Annotated in this window: 24 protein-coding genes; 19 read left to right on the forward strand and 5 right to left on the reverse strand. The window is 71.3% G+C overall.

The annotated features are described in order from the left end of the window. Positions 1-118: 118 nt before the first annotated feature. A complete protein-coding gene (locus CIW48_RS14350) occupies positions 119-1,447 on the forward strand; it encodes an MFS transporter (RefSeq protein ID WP_149311379.1) in 1,329 nt (442 codons plus the stop codon). A gap of 73 nt (positions 1,448-1,520) precedes the next feature. Here CIW48_RS14350 and CIW48_RS14355 read toward each other — a convergent pair whose 3' ends face one another. Then, positions 1,521-1,949 carry a hypothetical protein gene (locus CIW48_RS14355; RefSeq protein WP_149311380.1) on the reverse strand — a complete coding sequence of 143 codons (429 nt, stop codon included), beginning with the start codon at positions 1,947-1,949 and terminating at the stop codon, positions 1,521-1,523. After that, a complete protein-coding gene (locus tag CIW48_RS14360; RefSeq protein ID WP_149311381.1) occupies positions 1,940-2,185 on the reverse strand; it encodes a hypothetical protein in 246 nt (81 codons plus the stop codon). Before CIW48_RS14360 ends, CIW48_RS14355 begins: the two co-directional genes overlap by 10 nt. Before the next feature lie 450 nt (positions 2,186-2,635). Here CIW48_RS14360 and CIW48_RS14365 point away from each other — a divergent pair, with 450 nt between their 5' ends. Together CIW48_RS14365 and CIW48_RS14370 are read left to right on the forward strand one after the other, a co-directional pair. Continuing rightward, positions 2,636-3,043, forward strand: coding sequence for a MucR family transcriptional regulator (locus tag CIW48_RS14365; RefSeq protein WP_149311382.1), 408 nt, complete (start codon positions 2,636-2,638; stop codon positions 3,041-3,043). 3 nt (positions 3,044-3,046) lie between these two features. Beyond that, on the forward strand, positions 3,047-3,298 hold the full coding sequence (locus CIW48_RS14370; RefSeq protein WP_149311383.1) for a hypothetical protein: 252 nt from the start codon (positions 3,047-3,049) through the stop codon (positions 3,296-3,298). A 92-nt stretch (positions 3,299-3,390) separates the two neighbouring features. Here CIW48_RS14370 and CIW48_RS14375 read toward each other — a convergent pair whose 3' ends face one another. Beyond that, positions 3,391-5,019 carry an inorganic phosphate transporter gene (locus CIW48_RS14375; protein ID WP_149311384.1) on the reverse strand — a complete coding sequence of 543 codons (1,629 nt, stop codon included), beginning with the start codon at positions 5,017-5,019 and terminating at the stop codon, positions 3,391-3,393. 210 nt (positions 5,020-5,229) lie between these two features. On the opposite strand from CIW48_RS14375, the gene CIW48_RS14380 reads away from it, so the two are divergent. The 7 genes from CIW48_RS14380 to phnE (CIW48_RS14410) all read left to right on the forward strand — a co-directional run bounded on the left by CIW48_RS14380 (position 5,230) and on the right by phnE (CIW48_RS14410) (position 11,453). Further along, on the forward strand, positions 5,230-6,378 hold the full coding sequence (locus CIW48_RS14380) for a ceramide glucosyltransferase (RefSeq protein WP_149311385.1): 1,149 nt from the start codon (positions 5,230-5,232) through the stop codon (positions 6,376-6,378). Positions 6,379-6,403: 25 nt separating this feature from the next. Then, positions 6,404-7,090 carry a DUF1045 domain-containing protein gene (locus CIW48_RS14385; protein ID WP_149311386.1) on the forward strand — a complete coding sequence of 229 codons (687 nt, stop codon included), beginning with the start codon at positions 6,404-6,406 and terminating at the stop codon, positions 7,088-7,090. Further along, positions 7,083-7,703, forward strand: a complete 621-nt coding sequence (locus tag CIW48_RS14390) for a chloramphenicol acetyltransferase (protein ID WP_149311387.1) — start codon at positions 7,083-7,085, stop codon at positions 7,701-7,703. Before CIW48_RS14385 ends, CIW48_RS14390 begins: the two co-directional genes overlap by 8 nt. Before the next feature lie 114 nt (positions 7,704-7,817). Beyond that, complete coding sequence (phnC, locus tag CIW48_RS14395; protein ID WP_149311388.1) at positions 7,818-8,666, forward strand: phosphonate ABC transporter ATP-binding protein; 849 nt, start codon at positions 7,818-7,820, stop codon at positions 8,664-8,666. Positions 8,667-8,762: 96 nt separating this feature from the next. Beyond that, on the forward strand, positions 8,763-9,692 hold the full coding sequence (gene phnD / locus CIW48_RS14400) for a phosphonate ABC transporter substrate-binding protein (protein WP_043387933.1): 930 nt from the start codon (positions 8,763-8,765) through the stop codon (positions 9,690-9,692). A gap of 16 nt (positions 9,693-9,708) precedes the next feature. After that, entirely contained in the window at positions 9,709-10,590 is an 882-nt protein-coding gene (gene phnE / locus CIW48_RS14405) for a phosphonate ABC transporter, permease protein PhnE (protein WP_149311389.1), read from the forward strand. After that, positions 10,587-11,453: a phosphonate ABC transporter, permease protein PhnE gene (gene phnE / locus CIW48_RS14410; protein ID WP_149311390.1), complete on the forward strand. Its 867-nt coding sequence runs from the start codon at positions 10,587-10,589 to the stop codon at positions 11,451-11,453. The genes phnE (CIW48_RS14405) and phnE (CIW48_RS14410) overlap by 4 nt, the downstream gene beginning before the upstream one ends. A 119-nt stretch (positions 11,454-11,572) precedes the next feature. On the opposite strand, the gene phnF is transcribed toward phnE (CIW48_RS14410), so the two are convergent. Beyond that, positions 11,573-12,316 carry a phosphonate metabolism transcriptional regulator PhnF gene (gene phnF, locus CIW48_RS14415; RefSeq protein WP_149311391.1) on the reverse strand — a complete coding sequence of 248 codons (744 nt, stop codon included), beginning with the start codon at positions 12,314-12,316 and terminating at the stop codon, positions 11,573-11,575. A gap of 79 nt (positions 12,317-12,395) precedes the next feature. On the opposite strand from phnF, the gene phnG reads away from it, so the two are divergent. From phnG to phnN, 8 genes are read left to right on the forward strand one after another with little or no spacing between them, the layout of a single operon-like run. Beyond that, positions 12,396-12,866 carry a phosphonate C-P lyase system protein PhnG gene (gene phnG, locus CIW48_RS14420; RefSeq protein ID WP_173009265.1) on the forward strand — a complete coding sequence of 157 codons (471 nt, stop codon included), beginning with the start codon at positions 12,396-12,398 and terminating at the stop codon, positions 12,864-12,866. A gap of 2 nt (positions 12,867-12,868) precedes the next feature. Beyond that, positions 12,869-13,456, forward strand: coding sequence for a phosphonate C-P lyase system protein PhnH (gene phnH / locus CIW48_RS14425; protein WP_149311392.1), 588 nt, complete (start codon positions 12,869-12,871; stop codon positions 13,454-13,456). 3 nt (positions 13,457-13,459) lie between these two features. After that, on the forward strand, positions 13,460-14,566 hold the full coding sequence (locus CIW48_RS14430; RefSeq protein ID WP_149311393.1) for a carbon-phosphorus lyase complex subunit PhnI: 1,107 nt from the start codon (positions 13,460-13,462) through the stop codon (positions 14,564-14,566). After that, the gene (locus CIW48_RS14435; protein ID WP_149311394.1) at positions 14,563-15,432 is read left to right on the forward strand and encodes an alpha-D-ribose 1-methylphosphonate 5-phosphate C-P-lyase PhnJ; all 870 of its coding nucleotides are present in this window, start codon (positions 14,563-14,565) and stop codon (positions 15,430-15,432) included. The genes CIW48_RS14430 and CIW48_RS14435 overlap by 4 nt, the downstream gene beginning before the upstream one ends. Continuing rightward, entirely contained in the window at positions 15,429-16,202 is a 774-nt protein-coding gene (phnK, locus tag CIW48_RS14440; protein ID WP_149311395.1) for a phosphonate C-P lyase system protein PhnK, read from the forward strand. The genes CIW48_RS14435 and phnK overlap by 4 nt, the downstream gene beginning before the upstream one ends. Further along, a complete protein-coding gene (phnL, locus tag CIW48_RS14445) occupies positions 16,199-16,906 on the forward strand; it encodes a phosphonate C-P lyase system protein PhnL (protein WP_149311396.1) in 708 nt (235 codons plus the stop codon). The genes phnK and phnL overlap by 4 nt, the downstream gene beginning before the upstream one ends. 11 nt (positions 16,907-16,917) lie before the next feature. Beyond that, positions 16,918-18,054 carry an alpha-D-ribose 1-methylphosphonate 5-triphosphate diphosphatase gene (locus CIW48_RS14450; RefSeq protein WP_149311397.1) on the forward strand — a complete coding sequence of 379 codons (1,137 nt, stop codon included), beginning with the start codon at positions 16,918-16,920 and terminating at the stop codon, positions 18,052-18,054. Continuing rightward, positions 18,054-18,584 (forward strand): phosphonate metabolism protein/1,5-bisphosphokinase (PRPP-forming) PhnN, encoded by a 531-nt coding sequence (phnN, locus tag CIW48_RS14455; protein ID WP_173009266.1) that lies wholly within the window; start codon positions 18,054-18,056, stop codon positions 18,582-18,584. The genes CIW48_RS14450 and phnN overlap by 1 nt, the downstream gene beginning before the upstream one ends. Before the next feature lie 315 nt (positions 18,585-18,899). Here phnN and CIW48_RS14460 read toward each other — a convergent pair whose 3' ends face one another. Further along, a complete protein-coding gene (locus tag CIW48_RS14460; protein ID WP_149311398.1) occupies positions 18,900-19,763 on the reverse strand; it encodes a porin family protein in 864 nt (287 codons plus the stop codon). Between the two features lie 308 nt (positions 19,764-20,071). On the opposite strand from CIW48_RS14460, the gene CIW48_RS14465 reads away from it, so the two are divergent. Beyond that, a partial coding sequence (locus CIW48_RS14465) for a GTP-binding protein (RefSeq protein WP_146221755.1) occupies positions 20,072-20,170 on the forward strand: 99 nt, incomplete at its 3' end.

The raw sequence follows: 20,170 nt of genomic DNA on the forward strand, positions 1-20,170 counted from the left end.
TACCGGCATCGCCGTCCAGCGTCGCGGAGCCGCCGATGCGAGATTGCCGAGCGCTTCAAGCCGCCCGTTTGAAGGCGGCGCCGCTCATCCGAGTCCCTAACATCAAACGGAGGAAACCATGACCGCAGCCCTGTCGGGTTCACCGGCGGCCGCCGAGGCCGGCGCGGTGACGGAGGACGGAATCGTTCGCAAGGTCGCGTGGCGGCTCATGCCGCTGATCATGATCTGCTACATGTTCGCGTTCTTCGATCGCATCAACATCAGCTTCGCCAAGTTCCAGCTCCAGAGCGACCTCGGCTTCAGCAACGTCGCCTACGGGCTCGGCGCGAGCATGTTCGTGGTCGGCTACGTGATCTTCGAGGTGCCCTCGAACCTGTTCCTCTACCGGGTCGGGGCACGGCGCTGGATCGCCAGGATCATGATCTCCTGGGGCATCGCCACCGCGCTGATGATCTTCATCCGCAGCGAGTGGCACTTCTACGCCCTGCGCTTCCTGATCGGCGCCATGGAGGCGGGCTTCGCGCCGGGCATCCTCTATTACCTGACCATCTGGTTCCCCGCCTCGCATCGCGGCCGGATCACCTCCTTCATGTTCGTGGCCTCGGCCTTCTCGGGTATCTTCGGCGCGCCGGTGGCGGGCCTGATCCTCGGCGGCCTCAACGGCGTCGGCGGCCTCGCCGGCTGGCAATGGCTGTTCCTGGCCGGCGGCCTGCCCTGCCTCGTGCTCGGCGTGCTCGTGCTGACGCGCCTCGACGACCGCATCTCAGATGCGCGCTGGCTGTCGGAGCCCGAGAAGGCGCTCCTGTCGAGCCGCATCGCCCACCACAACCGCGAGATCGGCGACCACTCGCTGCTCGGGGCGATCAGGCAGCCCGGCTTCCTGATGATCGGGCTGATCTACTTCCTGCTGCAGATCGGCTCCTACGGCCTGAATTTCTGGGGGCCGGACCTGATCAAGACAGCGAGCGGCGGCCAAGCGGCCTCGGTGGGCTTCCTCACGGCGATTCCCTACATCTGCGGGGCGATCAGTATGGTGGTGATCGGGCGCCTCTCGGACGCCTCGGGCGAGCGGCCGAAATTCGTCGCCGGTCTCGCCATCGCGGCCGCACTCGGCTTCTTCGGCGCCGGGTTGTTCGACAAGCATATCGTGCCGCTGATGGTCGCGCTCGCGCTGCTGGGCGCCGGCATCGTCGCCTCGATCCCGACCTTCTGGACGCTGCCGGCCAAGCTCGTCACCGGTGTCGGCGCGGCGGGCGGGATCGCGCTGATCAACACGCTGGGCCAGTTCGGCGGCATCGTCAGCCCGGTTATGGTCGGCTGGGTGAAGGACCTCACCGGCTCGACCACGCCCGCCCTCTACGGCATCGGCGTCCTGTGCCTCGTGGCCGCCGGGCTCGCGCTCTTTGCCATGCCGGCGAGCCTTCGCCGGAGCGACCGCGCGGCCTGACCGGGCCCGCCCAGGGCGTCCCGGGTCGACTGACCTACGGGGCGCCCGGAGCTGGGGCGGATCGAGACCCGGGTCACTCAGGTTGGCCTCGACATACGCCTTGGCGCGCTGAACCACGACGTTGCCGTGGATCGATTGGGGCACCTTCCGGGCCATCCGCTCGGCGAGCCCGGCGACGATCCGATCGATGCCGATTTCCGTCATGCGCGACCGCGTTCGCCCCGAGCCGGTCGCGAACGGTCATCAGCTCGGTGAAGAAGGTTGTCGCCAAGCTCGCGGAGGCGAGATCCGCGCCGACGGTCAGGGCCGTATAGAGACGAGCCAGCCCGAGCACGCGCTCTAGACGTTCGCGCGGCACATCCAGGATCCAGCGGCCGTCCGTCTCCGTCATCTCCACCAGCGGCTGCCGGTCGACCACGACGAGGTCGCCCGACTGGGTCACCGCCTCGCGGCCGTTCTGCTGGATGACCGAGCGGCCGGCGCGCTTCAGGACTACGAACAGCGAATCGGGGCCGTCGTGCCTCCGGGCGGTCGGTGCGTCGCCGCGGTCCGCATGGCGCCGTGCGTCGCATGCGTCACAACAAGGGAGCCGATCACCGCCTGTTCCAGCTTGGCCGAAAACGGGCCGTCATGGAGCTTCCGAAGCTCCACCGCCATCAGATGATCGGAGATGACCTCCCGCCAGCGTCGGAAGCTGTCCATCGGCGGCAGGCCGGCGGTCGAGAACAGGGTCTGCAAGGATCGATCCCCGCGACACCGAGGTGAGGAGGAAGTCGGGAGGCCGGCCGCGGAACGTCGCTGGGGCCGGCGGATTGTGCGGGACCTTCACCCACGCCGGACAACCGCACCGGTCAGCCGTTCCAGACGTGATGCTCCGGAGCCGACATTGCCCGAAGTCGGATTCCGGCGCCGATGTCCGCGGCCGAAAACAGTGAACGCCTCAGTAACCAAACCGGGAATGCCGCCGGTTGCGCGGCCGAGCAAGAAACCTCGCGCCGCCAGACAAACCGCGTCCCGCTCATATTGTATATTATCTGCAACTTCAAGAAATGGAGCGAAATCAACTTGAGGTAGAAATGTCCCGCCGGCTGACCGTCGCTCGGCCTTGCTCTCCACGAGACCGGTACGCGCCGGTCTTTCGAAGAGGAGGCCCGCATGGTGGGACGCCCTCCAACAGTGATGTCTCAGATGGATCATCTTACCGACCACCGTTCAACCTTCATGCTCGAGAAGGTCGGCGCGATCGTCGCAGCCTACGTCTCGCGCAATGCGATCGAGGTCACGGCGCTGCCCGCACTGATCGACCAAGTGCACTCGGCCATCGCGGTCCTCCGCTGCGCGCCATCGGGTCTCGGCCGAGCCGGGCTGAGCGACGCGCAGGTCGAGGCCTCGATCCAGGAAACGGGCCTGATCAGCTTCATCGATGGCCGGTCCTACCAGACCCTGAAGCGCCATCTCACCGCGCACGGCCTCACCCCCGAGCGCTACCGGGCCAAGTACGGCCTGCCGGCCGATTACCCGATGGTCGCCCCGGGCTACGCCGCGCGGCGCTCGGAGATCGCCAGGGCGATCCAGCTCGGCCACAAGGCGGCCTGAGCGATGAGGCCCGACACCTCCGCGGGCTCGGCCCAGACGCGCAAACCGCCTCCGGGCGCCGCGTGCGCCAACGACGCCCTGAGCCGCATTGCCGGAATCCTCGACGTGCCGGTCGCGAGCTTCTTCCCGGATGCCGACCGGCCCGACGCGGCCATCACCCAGGCGGCCGACCTGGTCACCGCCTTCGTGGCGATCGAAAGTTCGGCGGCGCGCCGAACCTGCCTGGCCTTCGTGCGGGCGATGGCAAATTCCTGAGGCGCCTGGGGGAGCCTCAGGAAGCCGGAGACCGAGTTGCTTTGTCCGGGGGGACGGAGCGCGGTCTCCGGCCCGAACGCGCGGAGCCCGCGTCAGAAGACCTGGCGCAGGAGGAAGAACAACACGGCCGCGAGGGTGATCGCCGCCGGCAGGGTCAGGATCCAGGCGAGCGCCATGTTGCGCACGGTGGCCATCTGCAGGCCCGATCCATTGGCCGCCATCGTGCCGGCGACGCCCGATGACAGGATATGAGTGGTCGAGACCGGCAGGCCGTAGAGTTCGGCCAGCCCGATCGTACCGGCGGCGACGATCTCGGCCGAGGCGCCCTGCGCGTAGGTCAGGTGGGTCTTGCCGATCTTCTCGCCCACGGTGACGACGATGCGCTTCCATCCGACCATGGTGCCGAGACCCAGCGCCAGGGCGACGCAGACCTTCACCCAGCCCGGGATGTAGCGCGTGCCGTCGTTGAGCAGGCTCGTGTAGCGCTTCAGGTCCGCCTTCTCGGCCTCCGAAAAATCGGCTCCGGCGCTCGGCAGCACGCGCACCGCGTCGGCGGCGAGATACATGTCGCTGCGGAGGTTCTGGGTCTGGGCGGCCGGCACCGTGCGGATCGCGCCGTAATTCTTCACGCTGGCGGCGATGTCGTCCGAGAGCGCCGCCAGCGCCGCGTAGACGGGCGGGGCGTTCAGGGCCTTGGTCTTGAGCGCCTCGGTCACCGTCCGGCGCGCAGCGGCGGCGTCCGGCACCGCTGCGCCCGGGGCGCGGGCGGAGAACACCCCGCTCGCCGCCGTCGAGGCCTGCACGAAGGCGGGCGTCGTGTCGTCCGCCATCGTGCGGTTGAGGGCGTAGGCCGTGGGGGCGGCGCCGATCAGGATCAGCATGATGAGGCCCATGCCCTTCTGCCCGTCATTGCCGCCGTGGAAGAACGAGACCAGCGTGCAGGTGAGGATCAGCAGGCCGCGGATCCAGAGGGGCGGCGGCGCCTCGCCCTTAGGCGCCTCGTAGAGGTCCTTGCGGCGCACGGCGAATTTCAGGGCGAGCAGCAGCAGCGCCGCCAGCACGAAGCCGCAGACCGGCGAGAACAGCAGCGCCTTGAAGACGTTGAGCGCCTGGTTCCAGTCGACGCCCGCGGTGCCGTCGCCGCCGTTCATCAGCTGGTTGGCGAGGCCGACGCCGAGCACCGAGCCGATCAGCGCGTGGGACGACGAGTTCGGCAACCCGAAGGCCCAGGTCCCGAGGTTCCACAGGATCGCCGCCAACAGGAGCGCGAAGATCATCGCGTAGCCCGCATGCGAGCCGACGTTGAGGATCAGCTCGACCGGCAGCAGAGTCACGATCGCGTAGGCCACGGCGCCCGAGGACAGCATCACGCCGAGGAAGTTGAAGAAGCCCGACCAGATCACCGCGACGAGCGGCGGCAGCGAGTGGGTGTAGATCACCGTCGCGACCGCGTTGGCGGTGTCGTGGAAGCCGTTCACGAATTCGAAGGCGAGGGCGATCAGCAGGGCGAGGCCGAGCAGCGCGAAGGCGCCGTAGGCCAGGGGCGCTTCCCCGACCGCGTTCATGTCCGCGACGAGGCTCACCACCGCGTAGCCGAGACCCGCCACCAGGACGAGGAGGAACGCGACCACCCCGCCCAGATGCATCCCGTGGTCGAGGCGCGGGCCGCCCGCCGGCCCATCTTCGACCGCACCCGACGGCATCACGGCGGAATCGGACATGAACCCTCGCGCGGAATCTTTTGTGGTGGTGAACCGGGATTAAAATGGGCCGGTGACGGTTCGGTGACGTCCGGCTGCAGGACGGTGCCGTGACCGGCCGCGTCGGCGATCGGGTCCGAAAGCGCCGGGCGGCGTCGCCCCTGTCACACGCCTGACGCGGTCCGGCCGCTAGCGGACCGGACCGCTCACCTCATTGATCGAGGGATCCGCATGCTTGACGCCACGGTGCCGGCCCTGTCCCTCGGCGCGCTCCTGGCCCTCGTCCAGATCGGCAGCATCGCCGTGGCTGGCCGGCGCCTCGGCCGGAATTACGGGCCGTCGCGGTTTCCGGAAGGCGCGCCCGTCTCCCTGGTCCGTCCGCTGCGCGGCGTCGAGGCCTACAGCGAGGAGATGCTCGTTCGCAGCTTCCGCCTCGACTACCCGTCCTACGAGCTGATCTTCTGCGTCGCCGACCCCGCCGACCCGATCGTCCCGATGGTGGAGCGCCTGATCGAGGCCCACCCGCACGTGCCCGCCCGCCTGATCCTCGGCGACGAGCGCGTCAGCGCGAACCCGAAGCTCAACAACTGCCTGCGTGGCTGGCGTGCCGCCGCCCACGACTGGGTGGTGCTCGCCGATTCCAACGTGGCCATGCCGCCGGACTACCTCCAGCGGCTCCAGGCGGCGTGGCGGGACGACACCGGCCTCGTCTGCTCCACCCCGGCCGGCGCCCGCCCGGGCAGCTTCATGGCCGAGGTGGAGTGCGCCTTCCTGAACACCCTGCAGGCGCGCTGGCAATACGCCGCCGAGGCCTTCGGGCTGGGCTTCGCGCAGGGCAAGAGCATGCTCTGGCACAAGCCCTTCCTGGAGGCGCAGGGCGGGCTCCAGGCACTGGCGGCCGAGATCGCCGAGGATGCGGCCGCCACCAAGCTCGTCCGCGCCGCCGGCCGGCGCGTCCACCTCGTGGCGAGCCCGTTCGAGCAGCCGCTCGGCCCGCGCGGCTTCCGGGAGGTCTGGGCGCGGCAGCTGCGCTGGGCGCGGCTGCGCCGCGTGACCTTCCCGCTGTTCTTCGCCCCCGAGATCGGCAGCGGCGTCCTGCTGCCGGCGCTCCTCGTCGCCCTCTGGGCCGGCAGCCTCGCGGGCCTTGTCGGCGCTTCCGGCCTCGCCGCCCTGTGCTATGCCGCCGAGCACCGGCTCGCTCTCCGCGCGGGCTGGCACCGTTCGCCCCGCATGCTGGCGGCCTTCCTGGCGCGCGACGTCCTGATCCCGGCGATCTGGCTCGGCGCTTGGATGCGGAGCGCCATCGTGTGGCGGGGCAACGCCATGGACGTGCGCCCGCGGCGGGCCGCCGACGCGCGCTCCTACGCGCCGACGGCCTGACCGCCCGACGATCGGAGGCCCTGACGTGTCGCGCCGCTACGCCCTCTACTGGCTGCCCGCCCCGGGCTCCCGTCTCGAAGCCTTCGGCCGGGCGATCCTCGGCACCGACAACGTGACCGGGACGCAGGTGCCGCATCCGGAGGGGCTCGGCGATCTCGCACCCGTCACGGCGGGCGCGCGGGCCTACGGGTTCCACGCCACCCTCAAGGCGCCGCTGCGCCTCGCCCCGGGCACCGGGGAGGCCGACCTTGTCGCCGCCGCCCGCGACCTCGCGGCCGCGCACCCGCCGGTGGCGGTGGGCCCGCTCCGGGTCGCCGCCCTCGGGCCGTTCCTCGCCTTGGTGCCGGCGGCCCCGCCGCCGGAGCTGGGGCTCCTCGCCGCCGAGTGCGTCGCCGCCCTCGACCCGTTCCGGGCGCCGCTCACCGAGGCCGAGCACGCCAAGCGCCGGCCGGAGCGCCTCGGCCCGCGCGGCCGCGCGCTGCTCGCGCGCTGGGGCTACCCGTACGTGTTCGAGGCCTTCCGCTTCCACATGACCCTGACCGACGCCCTGCCGGAGGCGGAGCGCGACCTCTGGCACCGGCGCCTGTCCGAGGCCTACGCCGCCGCGGGACCGGAGCCCCTGCGGATCGACGCCGTCAGCCTCCTGACCCAGGACGGGTCGAGGCCGTTCCGGCTCCTGGCGCGCCTGCCCTTCGGAGAGGCCCGTGGTTGACCGCCCCCTCGGCCTCGAACCCGCGCTCGATCCGAGCGCCCGGGTCGTCGACAGCCGCCTCGGCCGCTACACCGAGGTCGGCGCCCGCACCCGGCTCACCGAGACCGTGCTCGACGACTATTCCTACATCGGTGAGGACGGCGAGGTGATCTACACCGCGATCGGCAAGTTCTGCTCGATCGCCGCCAGCGCGCGGATCAATCCGGGCAACCACCCGATGGAGCGGGCGTCGCAGGCGCACTTCACCTACCGGGCGCGCGCCTACTGGCCGGAAGAGGCGGACGAGCCGGCCTTCTTCGACCGACGCCGGGCGAGCCCGGTCTCGATCGGCCACGATGTCTGGATCGGCCACGGCGTGGTCGTCCTGCCCGGGCGCACCATCGGCACCGGCGCGGTGGTGGGAGCGGGCGCCATCGTCACCCGCGACGTCGAACCCTACACGATCGTGGTCGGCAATCCCGCCAGGCCGGTCCGGCGCCGCTTTCCCGAGGCGATCGCCGCGCGCCTGACGCGCCTCGCCTGGTGGGACTGGGACCACGAGCGGCTGCGTCGGGCGCTGCCGGATTTCCGCGGCCTGCCCATCGAAGCATTCCTGGAGCAGTACGAAGATTAAGTCGGCTATCGAATAACGGAGATGTTGCGCCGGCAAATATAATCGTCTCGAATACGTCATCCAATTGTCGTGAAACCGGCGTTTACGTGCGGCCATTCCGCGGCGGATGGTTGCATGCTGGTTATCGAGGATCTCACGCGCCAGTACGGCGACCGGCGCGCCGTCGACGGCGTGTCGCTCCGGATCGAACCCGGCAGCTTCGTCGGGGTGATCGGCAGGTCGGGCGCCGGCAAGTCGACCTTGCTGCGCCTCATCAACCGGCTTGCGGATCCGAGTTCGGGGCGCATCCTCCACGAGGGGCGCGAAGTCACGACCCTGCGGGGCCGCCCGCTGCGCGAGTGGCGCACCCGCTGCGCCATGATCTTCCAGCAGTTCAACCTCGTCGGCCGGCTCGACGTCATGACCAACGTGCTGATGGGCCGGCTCAGCCACGTGCCGAGCTACCGCTCTTTGCTCCGGCGATGGTCCGCCGAGGACCGGGCCATGGCCCTCGCCGCCCTGGAGAGCTTCGACATGGGCGAGTTCGCCGGCCAGCGGGCCGACGGCCTGTCGGGCGGGCAGCAGCAGCGCGTCGCCATCGCCCGCGCCCTCGTGCAGGAGCCCGAGATCCTGCTCGCCGACGAGCCGGTCGCCTCGCTCGATCCGCGCAACACCCGCCTCGTGATGGACGCGCTCGCCGACGTGAACCGGCGCTACGGCATTACGGTGCTGTGCAACCTGCACTCCCTCGACCTCGCCCGCGCCTACTGCGACCGCCTCGTCGGCCTCGCGGCGGGGCGGGTCGTGTTCGAGGGCGGCCCCTTCGACCTCACCGAGGACGTGGCGCGCCGGCTCTACGGCCTGGAGGCCGGCGAGGTGCTGGACGATGCCGCGCAGCGCGAGGCGGAGCAGCGGGCCGCGATGCCGGGCCGGCCCGGGCTGGTGTCGGCGCGGCCGGTCCGCGAGGCCGCCCTCGGCGCCTGATCCGGGCCTCGGGCCCCAACAACACCACACGGGAAACGCCCGACCGGCCTGCGGCCGGCCGAACTCCCGCCCTACGCCGACACGAAGGACGACACGATGATCACCCGACGCACCCTCGCTGGCGCCGCCGCGGCCCTCGCCCTCCTCGGCCTGCCGGCCGCCGCCCAGGACTGGAAGGCCCAGTATCCGGAACTGACGCTCGGCGTGATCCCGGCCGAGAACGCCTCGGGCACCGCCGACCGCTGGGCGCCGCTCACCGCCTACCTGACCAAGACGCTGGGCGTGCCGGTGAAGCTGCGGGTCGCGAGCGACTACGCCGCCGTGATCGAGGGCCAGCGGGCCGGCAACATCCAGATCGCGTGGTACGGGCCGGCCTCGTTCGCGCGGGCCGTGATGACCGGCGTTAAGATCGAGCCGATCGTCAACCAGAAGCACGAGACCGGCGCCTCGGGCTACTATTCGGTGGTCTACGTGCTGGCCTCCAGCCCCTACAAGACCGTCGAGGATCTAAAGGGCAAGAACCTCGCGCTGGTCGATCCGAACTCGACCTCCGGAAACCAGGCGCCGCGGTTCTTCCTGAAGCGGGCCGGCTACGACGTCGAGAAGTTCTTCGGCAAGACCTTCTACGCCGGCAGCCACGAGAACGCCGTGCTGGCGCTCACTCAGGGCACGGCCGACGCCGCCGCCAACCTGTGGAATTCCGAGACCGACACGATGGTCACCCGCATGGCCGCCAAGGGCATGCTCAAGAAGCCCGACGGCACGCCGATGCAGCAGTCCGACTTCCGGGTCGTGTTCAAGTCCGACTTCCTGCCGGAGGGGCCCTTCGCCATGCTGACGAGCCTGCCGGACGACCTGAAGGCCAAGATCCGCGACGCCTTCGTGGCCCTGCCGAAGGCCGACAAGGCTGCGTTCGACCGGCTCTCCGACGGCAAGGACCAGGATCTCACGCCGGTGACCCTCAAGGATTACCAGCCGATCATCGACATGCTGCGGTTCAACGACGAGCAGCGCCGGAAGTCCTGATCCGGAGCCGCCCGCCTTGCGCGGTCTGACACCCCTGTCGCCGGAGCGGGAAGCCGCCCTCTCCGGCCTCTACGCGGCGGCGACCGGTGCCGCCCGCCGCCGCACGTTGGCGGGCTTCGCCCTTGTGGCGGCGCTCGCCGTGGTCGCTGGCCTGATCGCCGAGGTGCGGCCGCTGGTCTTCGCCGAGAACATCGGCAAGTTCACCGCCTACATCCAGCAGATCCTGCCGCCGATCAGCCTCGAGCACCCGCTCGAGGACGTCCGCGCCTGGTACTGGGGCTTGCCCAAATGGCTCGGCCTGCTGGGCGAGACCCTGCTCATGGCCTATCTCGGGACGCTGCTCGGGGGGCTGGCGGGCTTCGCCCTCAGCTTCGTGGCCGCCGCCAACCTCGTGCGGTCGCGCCTGCTGCGCATCGGCGCCAAGCGCCTCCTGGAGCTGTGCCGCACCGTCCCCGAGGTGGTGTTCGCGCTGATCTTCGTGATCGCCTTCGGCCTGGGCCCGATGGTGGGCGTCCTCGCCATCGCGATCCACACCACGGGCGCGCTCGGCAAGCTGTTCTCCGAGGTGGTCGAGAACATCGACATGCGACCCGTCGAGGGCCTGTCGGCCTCGGGCGCCACCTGGGTCCAGACGGTGCGCTTCGCGGTGCTGCCGCAGGTGCTGTCGAACTTCGCCTCCTACGCGCTGCTGCGCTTCGAGATCAACGTGCGCGGCGCCGGGGTGATGGGCTTCGTCGGTGCCGGCGGCATCGGGCAGGAATTCCTCGTGGCGATCCGCAACTTCTACTACGCGGACGTGAGCGCGATCCTCGTGCTGATCATCCTGACCGTGTTCTGCATCGACCTCGCCACTGAGCGGGTCCGCCACCGCCTGATCGGCGCGGAGCAGGCCCGATGAGTGCGCGCCCTGAGGCCCTGCGCGCGGCGGCCCGGGCGGACCTCGCCCGCCTGCGCGCGCGCTATCCCGCGCAGTTCCGCACCGACTGGCCGGGACGGGCGCGGCTCTCCGCCCTGATCGCCGTGCTGGTCGGGCTCGCGGCGCTCGGCTACTGCCGCCTCGACTTCTCGGTGGCGCGGAACCTCCACGGGCTCGGGCGGCTCGGAACCTTCGCGGTGCTGATGCTGCCGCCCGCGCCGGAGGGCCAGTTCTGGACGTTCCTGCATGCGCTGGGCGAGACGCTCGGCATCGCCTTCCTGGGCACGCTGACGGCGGCGATCCTCGCCTTCCCGGTGGCATTCCTGGCGGCCCGGAACGTCGTGCCCAACCCCTTCGCGCGGTTCGCCGTCCGCCGCGGCCTCGACGTCATGCGCTCGGTGGACGTGCTGATCTGGGCGCTGATCTGGATCAACGTCGTCGGGCTGGGCCCGTTCGCGGGGGCGCTCGCCATCGCGTGCTCCGATTTCGGGGCGCTCGGCAAGCTGTTTTCCGAGGCGATCGAGACCTGCGACAAGCGCGCCGGCGAGGGCGTCCTCGCCTCGGGCGGCTCGCGCCTGCACCGAATCCGCTTCGGGCTGATCCCCGGGGTGCTGCCGGTGCTGGCAAGCCAGGTCCTGTACTTCTTCGAGTCGAACACCCGCTCGGCAACGATCATCGGCATCGTCGGTGCGGGCGGCATCGGTCAGTACCTCACCGAGCTGATCCGCGTGCTGGAGCTGCAGCAGGTCGCCTTCCTGGTGCTGATGATCCTCGTGACCGTGGCGGCGATCGACTGGGTCTCGACCCGCCTGCGCCGGGCGATCATCGGGCCCGCGGCACGCTGACGGGCGCCTCGGCTCTCCGTCATCACGAGCGGAGCGAAGTGATCCAGGGTCGCGCTGCCCTGGATTGCTTCGCTCCGCTCGCAAGGACGCTGTGCCGGGGCCGGCGAGCGGACACCGCGTCACCCCCCGATCACCAGCTCCACGCGGTCGGCGGCGAACAGGGTGCGGTTCGCCTGGATCGGCACGCCGGCGGGATCGATGTTGACGCTCGACACGACCAGCACGACCCGCCCCGGCGCGATGTCGAGGCGCTGCGCCTCCGCGGCGTCCGCGGGGCGGGCCCGGATGCGTGTCGAGAGCCGCGTGTAGTCGTGGACGCCGCAGGCCGCGAAGGCCCGGGTGATCGAGCCGCGCTCGGCATAGGCCTCCGCGAAGCCCGCGAAGCGCGGCAGCGGCAGCCAAGTCAGTGCCGTCGAGAGCGGGGCGCTGTCCGCCCGGTGGACCGTCAGCAGCTCCAGGATCGGCGCGGCGGAGGCGAGCGCCAGAGCCGCCGCCTGCTCGGGCTCGGCTGGGATCGTGGTCGAGGCGATGAGGTCGCCCCAGGCCTCGCGCCCGGCCCCCGCGACGATCTCGGAGAAGCGCGTCCGCGGCCCGATCGGGTAGGCGAGCGGCGCCTCCTCCACGAAGGTGCCCCGGCCCTGGCTGGCGCGCACGAGGCCGCCCTCGGCGAGGGCCGCGAGGGCGCGCCGCACCGTGTGCCGGTTCACGGCGAACCGCGCCGCCAGGGCGGCCTCAGCGGGCAGCTGCTGTCCCGGAGCATAGCGCCCGGCCGCGATCTCGGCCGTCACCGCGTCGGCGATCTGCCGCCACGCCGTCAACCCCTCGCCCCGGACGAGGCCGGGCTCCTGCTCCTTCGCATCCATCCTGTCATCCAAACTTCATTTGTGCCGCGCGCGCCAGTTGTCTATACACCTATACAACCGAGCGACGGAGGGATTCGCGATGACGACGACCCCGGAACATGCGGGATCCGACGGCGAGATCGGGGCACGCCAAGCCGTCATGGCGCTCTGTGCCGAGGCGAGCCGCGCGGATCTGGAGGTAGCCCTGTCGGCCCTCGACACCCCGGCGGCAGCGGACCTGCGCCCACCGGAGACCGGCCTCGTGATGGCCTCCGGCAGGATCGGCGGCGACGGGCGCCCGTTCAATTTCGGCGAGGTCAGCGTGACCCGGGCCGCCATCCGCCTCGCGGACGGTCCGGCGGGCTTCGCCTACCATCTCGGCCGCGACCGCGCGAAGGCGCGGCTCGCCGCGATCCTCGACGCCCTCTGGCAGGATCCGGGGCGGCGCGCCCGGGTCGAGGCCGCCCTGGAACCGGCCGCCCGGCGGCTCGCGGCCTCCCGGGATCAGGCCGCCCGGCGCACGGCCGCCACCCGGGTCGATTTCCTGACCCTCGCCCGCGGAGACGATTGAGTATGCTCGCCCCCGGCTTCGCCGATCCTGTCCACGACGCGCAGGACACGTTCCGCGCCGTGATGGACGCCCTCGCCCGCCCCGGCCGCGTACGGCCCCTCGCGCCGGGCCTCGCGCCGCCCGCGCCCCTGACGTCGGAACTGGCCGCCGTCGCGCTGACGCTCACCGACGCCGACACGCCGGTCTGGCTGGATCCGGCCCTCGCCGCGGCGCCGGAGGTCGCGGCCTATCTGCGCTTCCACACAGGCGCGCCGCTCACCGAAGACCCGGCCGAGGCGGCCTTTGCGCTGGTTCGCGAGCCTGCGCGCTGCCCGCCGCTGGCCCGCTTCGCCCCCGGGACGCCGGCCTATCCCGACACGGCCACGACCCTGGTGCTCGCCCTCGACGCGCTCACGGACGGGGAGGGGCTGCACCTCTCCGGCCCGGGCATCCGGGGCGCCGCCCGGATCGCGCCGGCGCCTCTGCCGGACGGCTTCGTGGCGCAGCTCTCGGAGAATCGCGCCGGTTTCCCCCTCGGTGTCGACCTGATCCTCACCGCGCCCGGCCGCGTGGCCGGTCTCCCGCGCTCCACGACAGTGACGGAGGCCTGATTCATGTACGTGGCCGTGAAGGGCGGCGAGGCCGCCATCGACAACGCCCATCGACTCCTCGCCGAGACCCGCCGGGGCGACCAAGCCGTGCCCGAACTCTCCGTGGCGCAGATCCGCGAGCAGATGGCGCTTCTGGTCGACCGGGTGATGACGGAAGGCTCGCTCTACGATCCGGATCTCGCGGCGCTGGCGCTCAAGCAGGCGCGCGGCGACGTGGTCGAGGCGGTGTTCCTGGTCCGCGCCTACCGGACCACGCTGCCCCGTTTCGGCGCCTCCGCGCCGGTCGATACGGGCGCGATGGCGGTCGAGCGGCGCATCTCCGCCACCTTCAAGGATCTGCCCGGCGGCCAGGTGCTCGGGCCGACCTTCGACTACACCCACCGGCTGGTCGACTTCGCGCTCGCCGCAGACACCGTGTCCGAGTCCGCCGCCGAGGCCGAGCCCCGCGCGGATGCCGGTACCTGCCCGCGGGTCACCGACCTGCTCGCCCAGGACGGCCTGATCGAGCCCTCACCCCGGGATGAGGGGACGCCCGTGGGCGACCTCACCCGCGAGCCGGTGGATTACCCCGCCGACCGGGCCCTGCGCCTCCAGGCGCTCGCCCGGGGCGATGAGGGCTTCGTGCTCGGCCTCGCCTACTCGACGCAGCGCGGCTACGGCCGGACCCACCCGTTCGTCGGCGAGATCCGGGTCGGCGCGGTGGCCGTGGAGTTCGTGCCCGAGGAGCTGGGTTTCGCGGTGCCGCTCGGCCGGGTGCGCCTTACCGAGTGCCAGATGGTCAACCAGTTCAAGGGCTCGGGGGCGGCCCCGCCGCAATTCACCCGCGGCTACGGGCTGAGCTTCGGGCAGAGCGAGCGCAAGGCCATGGCGATGGCCCTGGTCGACCGGGCGCTGCGCGCGGAGGAGCTCGGCGAGCCGGTGGCGAGCCCGGCCCAGGACCAGGAATTCGTTCTGGCCCATTGCGACAGCCTCCAGGCGACCGGCTTCGTCGAGCACCTGAAGCTGCCCCACTACGTCGACTTCCAGGCGGAGCTGGAGCTGGTCCGGCGCCTGCGCGCCGAGTTCGAGCGGACATCCGACGCCGTCGAGATGCAGGAGGCCGCCGAATGAGCGCCGCGATCGCGCCGCGCCCGGAGAGCGAACCGGGCTACAACTTCGCCTATCTCGACGAGGGCACGAAGCGGATGATCCGCCGGGCCATCCTCAAGGCCATCACGGTGCCGGGCTACCAAGTGCCCTTCGCCTCCCGCGAGATGCCGATGCCCTACGGCTGGGGCACCGGCGGCGTGCAGGTCACGGCCGCGATCCTGGGCCGGTCGGACGTGCTCAAGGTCATCGACCAGGGCGCCGACGACACCACCAACGCGGTCTCGATCCGCCGCTTCTTCGCCAGGACCTCCGGGGTGGCCACCACCACCCGCACCACGGAGGCGACGGTGATCCAGACCCGTCACCGCATCCCCGAGACGCCGCTCACCGAGGGCCAGACCTTGGTCTACCAGGTGCCGATCCCCGAGCCCCTGCGCTTCCTCGAGCCCCGCGAGACCGAGACCCGCCAGCTCCACGCCCTGGCCGAGTACGGCGCCATGCACGTGAAGCTCTACGAGGACATCAGCCGCCACGGGCACATCGCCACCACCTACGCGTACCCGGTCGAGGTGGCGGGCCGCTACGTGATGGATCCGTCGCCGACGCCGAAATTCGACAATCCCAAGATGGACGACTGCCCGGCGCTCCAGCTCTTCGGCGCCGGCCGCGAGCGGCGGATCTACGCGGTGCCGCCCTACACGCGGGTGCGCAGCCTCGATTTCGAGGACCACCCGTTCCGCGTGCAGGAATTCACGCAGCCCTGCGCCCTGTGCGGCGCGAGCGGCCACTACCTCGACGAGGTGGTGACCGACGATTCCGGAGGCCGGATGTTCATCTGCTCCGACACCGACATCTGCGAGACCCGCGTCGCGGAGGCGGCCCGATGAGCGCGCCGCTCCTCTCCGCCCACGGCCTGACCAAGGCCTACGGCAACCGGCTCGCCTGCGCGGGCATCGACCTCGACATCACGGAGGGCGAGGTGCTCGCCATCGTGGGCGAATCGGGCTCGGGCAAGTCGACGCTCCTGTCGCTGCTCGCCGGCGAGCTGGCGCCCGATTCGGGCGAGGTCCGCTACCGGATGCGCGACGGCCGCACCCGCAGCCTCGCCGATCTCGGCCCCGCGGAGCTGCGCCGGCTGATGCGCACCGACTGGGGCTTCGTCCGGCAGGATGCGCGCCAGGGGCTGCGCATGGCGGTCTCGGCCGGCGGCAATGTCGGCGAGCGGCTGATGGGCCTGGGCGAGCGCCATTACGGCCGGATCCGCGGCCAGGCGCTCGACTGGCTCGGCCGGGTCGAGATCGAGGCCGGACGGATCGACGATCCGCCGAGCCAGTTCTCCGGCGGCATGCGCCAGCGCCTGCAGATCGCCCGCAACCTCGTCACCGGGCCGCGCCTCGTGCTGATGGACGAGCCGACCTCGGGCCTCGACGTCTCGGTCCAGGCCCGGCTCCTCGACCTGATCCGGCGGCTCTCGGCGGAGCTCGGCCTCGCCGTGGTCATCGTCACCCACGACCTCGCGGTGGCGCGGCTCCTGTCGCACCGGATCGCCGTGATGCGGGCCGGCCGCGTGATCGAGAGCGGCCTGACCGACCGGGTGCTCGACGATCCCGAGCACGCCTACACCCAGCTCCTCGTCGCCTCGGTGCTCGCCGCATGACCGCGCTCCTGACCTTCGAGAACGTCGCCAAGAGCTTCACCCTCCACCTGCGCGGCGGCGTCGTGCTGCCGGTGGTGGGCGACGTCAGCTTTTCCGTGGAGCCCGGCGAGTGCGTGGTGCTGGGCGGGCCCTCGGGGGCGGGGAAATCCTCGCTCCTGAAGATGGCCTACGGCAATTACCGCTGCGACGCGGGCGCCATCCGGGTCCGCGACGGCGACGCTGTGGTGGACGTCGTCCGGGCCGATCCGCGCACCGTGCTGGCGCTCCGGGCGCGGGTGATCGCCTACGTGTCGCAGTTCCTGCGGGTGATCCCCCGGGTCTCGGCCCTCGACGTGGTCGAGGCCGCCGGCCGCGAGGGCGGCCTGTCCGAAGTGGCGGCGCGCGCCCGGGCCAAGGACCTGCTCGCCCGGCTCAACCTGCCCGAGCGGCTCTGGGGCCTGCCGCCCGCGACCTTCTCGGGGGGCGAGCAGCAGCGGGTCAACATCGCCCGGGGCCTGATCGCCGACCGGCCGCTGCTGCTGCTCGACGAGCCGACCGCCTCCCTGGACGCACAGAACCGCGCCGTGGTGGCCGACCTCGTGCGCGAGAAGCTCCAGGCCGGGGCCGGCGTGCTCGGCATCTTCCACGACAGCGCCATGCGCGACGCTGTGGCGACCCGGGTGGTCGATGTCACCCGCTTCGCGCCGCGAGCCCGGGCAGCCTGAGGATCTTCACGATGGACGACTTCATCCTCGAGAACGCGACCCTGGTCCTGCCGGACCGGGTGCAGCGCGGCTGGCTCGCGGTGTCGGACGGGGCGATCGCCGAGATCGGCGAGGGCCGGGCGCCCGCGCGCGGCCTCGATTGCGCCGGCGACTACCTGATCCCCGGCTTGATCGAGCTGCACACCGACCACCTGGAGAGCCACTACGCGCCGCGCCCCAAGGTCCGCTGGCACCCCCTCGGCGCGGTGCTCGCCTACGACGCGCAGATCACCGCTTCGGGCATCACCACGGTGTTCGATTCGCTGCGCGCCGGCAGCGACCCGGACGGCAGCGGCCTCGGCTCCGAGCTGGAGCAACTCGCCGACGCCATCGCCACCGCGCGGGCCGGCGACCTGTTCCGGGCCGAGCACTTCACGCATCTGCGCTGCGAACTGCCCTCCACGGACGTGTTGGACACGGTGGCGAACTTCACGGCCCGCTATCCTGTCGGACTGATCTCGCTGATGGACCACACGCCCGGCCAGCGGCAGTTCCGCGACATGGAGAAGTACTACACCTACGCCACCCGCGGCGGCCGGCCCATGGACGAGATCCGCGCCAACACCGAGCGCAAGATCCGCGACGGAAGGGCGCTCAACGCCAAGAACCGGCCGGCCCTGGTCCAGTTCGCCCGCGAGATGGGCATCCCGCTCGCGAGCCACGACGACACCACCCTGGCCGATGTCGACCTCGCGGTCGGCGAGGGCGTCCGGCTGGCCGAGTTTCCCACCACACTGGCGGCGGCCGAGGCCGCGCACCGGCAGGGCATCACCGTGATGATGGGGGCGCCGAACCTGATCCGCGGCGGCTCGCATTCCGGCAACGTCGCCGCCCTGGCGCTGGCCGAGGCCGGGCACCTCGACATCCTCTCGTCGGATTACGTGCCGGCGAGCCTGCTGATGGCGGCCTTCCTGCTGCCCGAGCAGGCGCCCGCGATCACGCTGCCCGAGGCGCTCGCTACCGTCACGGCCAACCCCGCCCGCGCCACCGGCCTGACCGATCGCGGCGCCCTGGCGCCCGGGCTGCGGGCCGACCTCGTGCGCGTCCAGCGGGCCGAGGGGGTGCCGGTGGTCCGCGAGGTCTGGCGCGCCGGCCGGCGGGTCGCCTGATGCCGGGCTGCCTTGTCCTCGTCGTCGGCCCGAGCGGGGCCGGCAAGGACACGCTGATCCGGCTCGCCCGGGCGGCCCTGGCCGACGACCCGCGCTACGTCTTCCCGCGCCGCCTCGTCACCCGGCCGCCCTCGGCCGACGAGGACAACGACGAGATCGACGAGGCCGCCTTCGCCGGGGGCTGCGCGGCGGCCCGCTTCACCCTGAGCTGGCGCGCCCACGGCCTCGGCTACGCCCTCCCTGCGGAGGCCGGCCGGCTCGCCGCAGACGGTCATGTGGTGATCTGCAACGTCTCGCGCCGGGTCGTCGCGGAGGCGCGGAGGACCTGCCGGCACGTGAGCGTCGTCGAAGTCACGGCCCCGCCCGAGATCCTGGCGCGGCGCATCGCCGCCCGGGGCCGGTCCCAGGACGGCGATCTCGCAGCACGTCTCACCCGGGAGGTGCCGGTCGAGGCGGATCTGAGGATCCTCAACACCGGTGCTCCGGAGGTGGGCGCCGAACGTCTGGTGGCGCATCTGCGCAGCTGCTGAGCCGGCTATCCGCGGGATCCGCCGGTACGGGCTCATGCCGCGCATGCTCTCTCCCGGGGCCGGCGGAGCAAAGCGGAACCTGATCCGGGCTCTGGCACAGGAAGCAGCCCACCACGGCACAGGTCGATCAGGTTGGGTGCTTCACGACGTCTTGTGCTGGATGCCGGGTCGCACTGTGCTGCCGCTGCCGGCACCCGGGAACAGGGCGGTGCTCGATAGGACGCGCCGCTCGGCCATGAAAAAGGGCGCGTACCGGATCCGGTACGCGCCCTGCAGGTCGGCCCGGGACACCTGTCCCGGGTGCTGCTTGGAAGATTAGAGGCCGCCGAACTTGTAGTTGAAGCCGGCGCGAACGATGCTGCCCTCGGTGCGGAAGCGCGAGATGTACCCGCCGTTGCCGACGCCCGGGACCGCGCCGACGAGCACGTTCTGGCTGCCGAGATCGTAATGCAGGTACTCGGCCTTCACCGTGATGGCGTCGTACTTGATGCCGATGTAGCGGCCGAGCGCGAAGGTGTTCAGGAAGCTGTCGGTCGGCAGCGCGAACTCGATGCCGCCACCGTAGGCGAAGCCGGTCTTGAAGTCGTCGTAGCGGCCGGCGAACTGCAGGCGGCCGCCGGGGGTGAAGAAGTTGGCGTCGTGGAACACGTTGCCGTAGGCGAGGCCGCCCATCCCGTAGACCAGGACGCGGTCGAAGGCGTAGCCGACGCGGCCCGTGAGCGTGCCGAGCCAGTCGAGGCTCTGGCGGAACTGGCTGAGGTTCGGCGGGCCGCCCGCGACGTTGCCGGTGCCGAGCACGACCCGGTTCTTGGTGATGTCGGTCCAGTCGATGCTGTTGGCGACACCGACCACGATGCCGGCGCCCGGCGTGAACTGGTAGTTGTAGCCGGCCGTGCCGCCGATGTTGGCGAAGCCGTCCTGCGTGGTCGAGGTCAGGAACGGACGGCGGCCGAGCGCCACGTTGGCGGCATTGCCCGGCTGGACGCCGACGGTCGTGATGCGCTCGCGATCCGTGAAGGTGTAGGCCGACTCGAGACCGGCGTAGAAGCCCGTCCAGGTGAAGACCGGCACCGGCATGAAGGCAGGCGGCGGCGCGGCGCGGCGCGGCAGATCGGCGGCGGAGGCGGCCGTCGTGACCAGGGCCGTCGCGGCGGTGGCGAGGAGGAACTTCTTCATCATGGCGGGGGTCCGAGGTGACGCGTTGTTGCCGCCACTTAAGCTCGGCCGTGCGAATCCCGCTATGCCCGCGATGCCACACTGTGGCGCCAAAGCGTCTTCGTGACTGCCGAGCATTGATGTTTCGGCGTTCAAGACTCTCTTCCGCGGCTTGACAGCGGGACCGGTCGCCGTGCTCCCGCGCGGCACGGAGCTTGATCCCTGGCGGCCGACCCTCTAAGCGAACCGCGTTTTTCGCCCCTGTCCGAACTTCGGGGCGGCTGACCAGGATTCGGGGCCCCCGTGTGGTCCCGGCCGCAGGAATGGGAATCATGGGCAAGGAAAAGTTCTCCCGCACCAAGCCGCACTGCAACATTGGCACGATTGGTCACGTTGACCACGGCAAGACGTCTCTGACGGCGGCGATCACG

Origin of the sequence: Methylobacterium sp. P1-11 (assembly GCF_008329595.1) — a bacterium.
Classification (GTDB): domain Bacteria; phylum Pseudomonadota; class Alphaproteobacteria; order Rhizobiales; family Beijerinckiaceae; genus Methylobacterium.

Excerpts from the sequence above, each read along its gene's own strand:
- CIW48_RS14460 (WP_149311398.1), bottom strand. The coding sequence starts at position 19,763 with ATGATGAAGAAGTTCCTCCTCGCCACCGCCGCGACGGCCCTGGTCACG.
- CIW48_RS14370 (WP_149311383.1), top strand. The coding sequence starts at position 3,047 with ATGAGGCCCGACACCTCCGCGGGCTCGGCCCAGACGCGCAAACCGCCT.
- phnH (WP_149311392.1), top strand. The coding sequence starts at position 12,869 with ATGCTCGCCCCCGGCTTCGCCGATCCTGTCCACGACGCGCAGGACACG.
- phnF (WP_149311391.1), bottom strand. The coding sequence starts at position 12,316 with ATGGATGCGAAGGAGCAGGAGCCCGGCCTCGTCCGGGGCGAGGGGTTG.
- CIW48_RS14435 (WP_149311394.1), top strand. The coding sequence starts at position 14,563 with ATGAGCGCCGCGATCGCGCCGCGCCCGGAGAGCGAACCGGGCTACAAC.
- phnL (WP_149311396.1), top strand. The coding sequence starts at position 16,199 with ATGACCGCGCTCCTGACCTTCGAGAACGTCGCCAAGAGCTTCACCCTC.
- CIW48_RS14375 (WP_149311384.1), bottom strand. The coding sequence starts at position 5,019 with ATGTCCGATTCCGCCGTGATGCCGTCGGGTGCGGTCGAAGATGGGCCG.
- phnD (WP_043387933.1), top strand. The coding sequence starts at position 8,763 with ATGATCACCCGACGCACCCTCGCTGGCGCCGCCGCGGCCCTCGCCCTC.
- CIW48_RS14380 (WP_149311385.1), top strand. The coding sequence starts at position 5,230 with ATGCTTGACGCCACGGTGCCGGCCCTGTCCCTCGGCGCGCTCCTGGCC.
- CIW48_RS14365 (WP_149311382.1), top strand. The coding sequence starts at position 2,636 with ATGGATCATCTTACCGACCACCGTTCAACCTTCATGCTCGAGAAGGTC.
- phnN (WP_173009266.1), top strand. The coding sequence starts at position 18,054 with ATGCCGGGCTGCCTTGTCCTCGTCGTCGGCCCGAGCGGGGCCGGCAAG.
- CIW48_RS14450 (WP_149311397.1), top strand. The coding sequence starts at position 16,918 with ATGGACGACTTCATCCTCGAGAACGCGACCCTGGTCCTGCCGGACCGG.
- CIW48_RS14350 (WP_149311379.1), top strand. The coding sequence starts at position 119 with ATGACCGCAGCCCTGTCGGGTTCACCGGCGGCCGCCGAGGCCGGCGCG.
- CIW48_RS14430 (WP_149311393.1), top strand. The coding sequence starts at position 13,460 with ATGTACGTGGCCGTGAAGGGCGGCGAGGCCGCCATCGACAACGCCCAT.
- phnK (WP_149311395.1), top strand. The coding sequence starts at position 15,429 with ATGAGCGCGCCGCTCCTCTCCGCCCACGGCCTGACCAAGGCCTACGGC.
- phnC (WP_149311388.1), top strand. The coding sequence starts at position 7,818 with ATGCTGGTTATCGAGGATCTCACGCGCCAGTACGGCGACCGGCGCGCC.
- phnE (WP_149311390.1), top strand. The coding sequence starts at position 10,587 with ATGAGTGCGCGCCCTGAGGCCCTGCGCGCGGCGGCCCGGGCGGACCTC.
- phnG (WP_173009265.1), top strand. The coding sequence starts at position 12,396 with ATGACGACGACCCCGGAACATGCGGGATCCGACGGCGAGATCGGGGCA.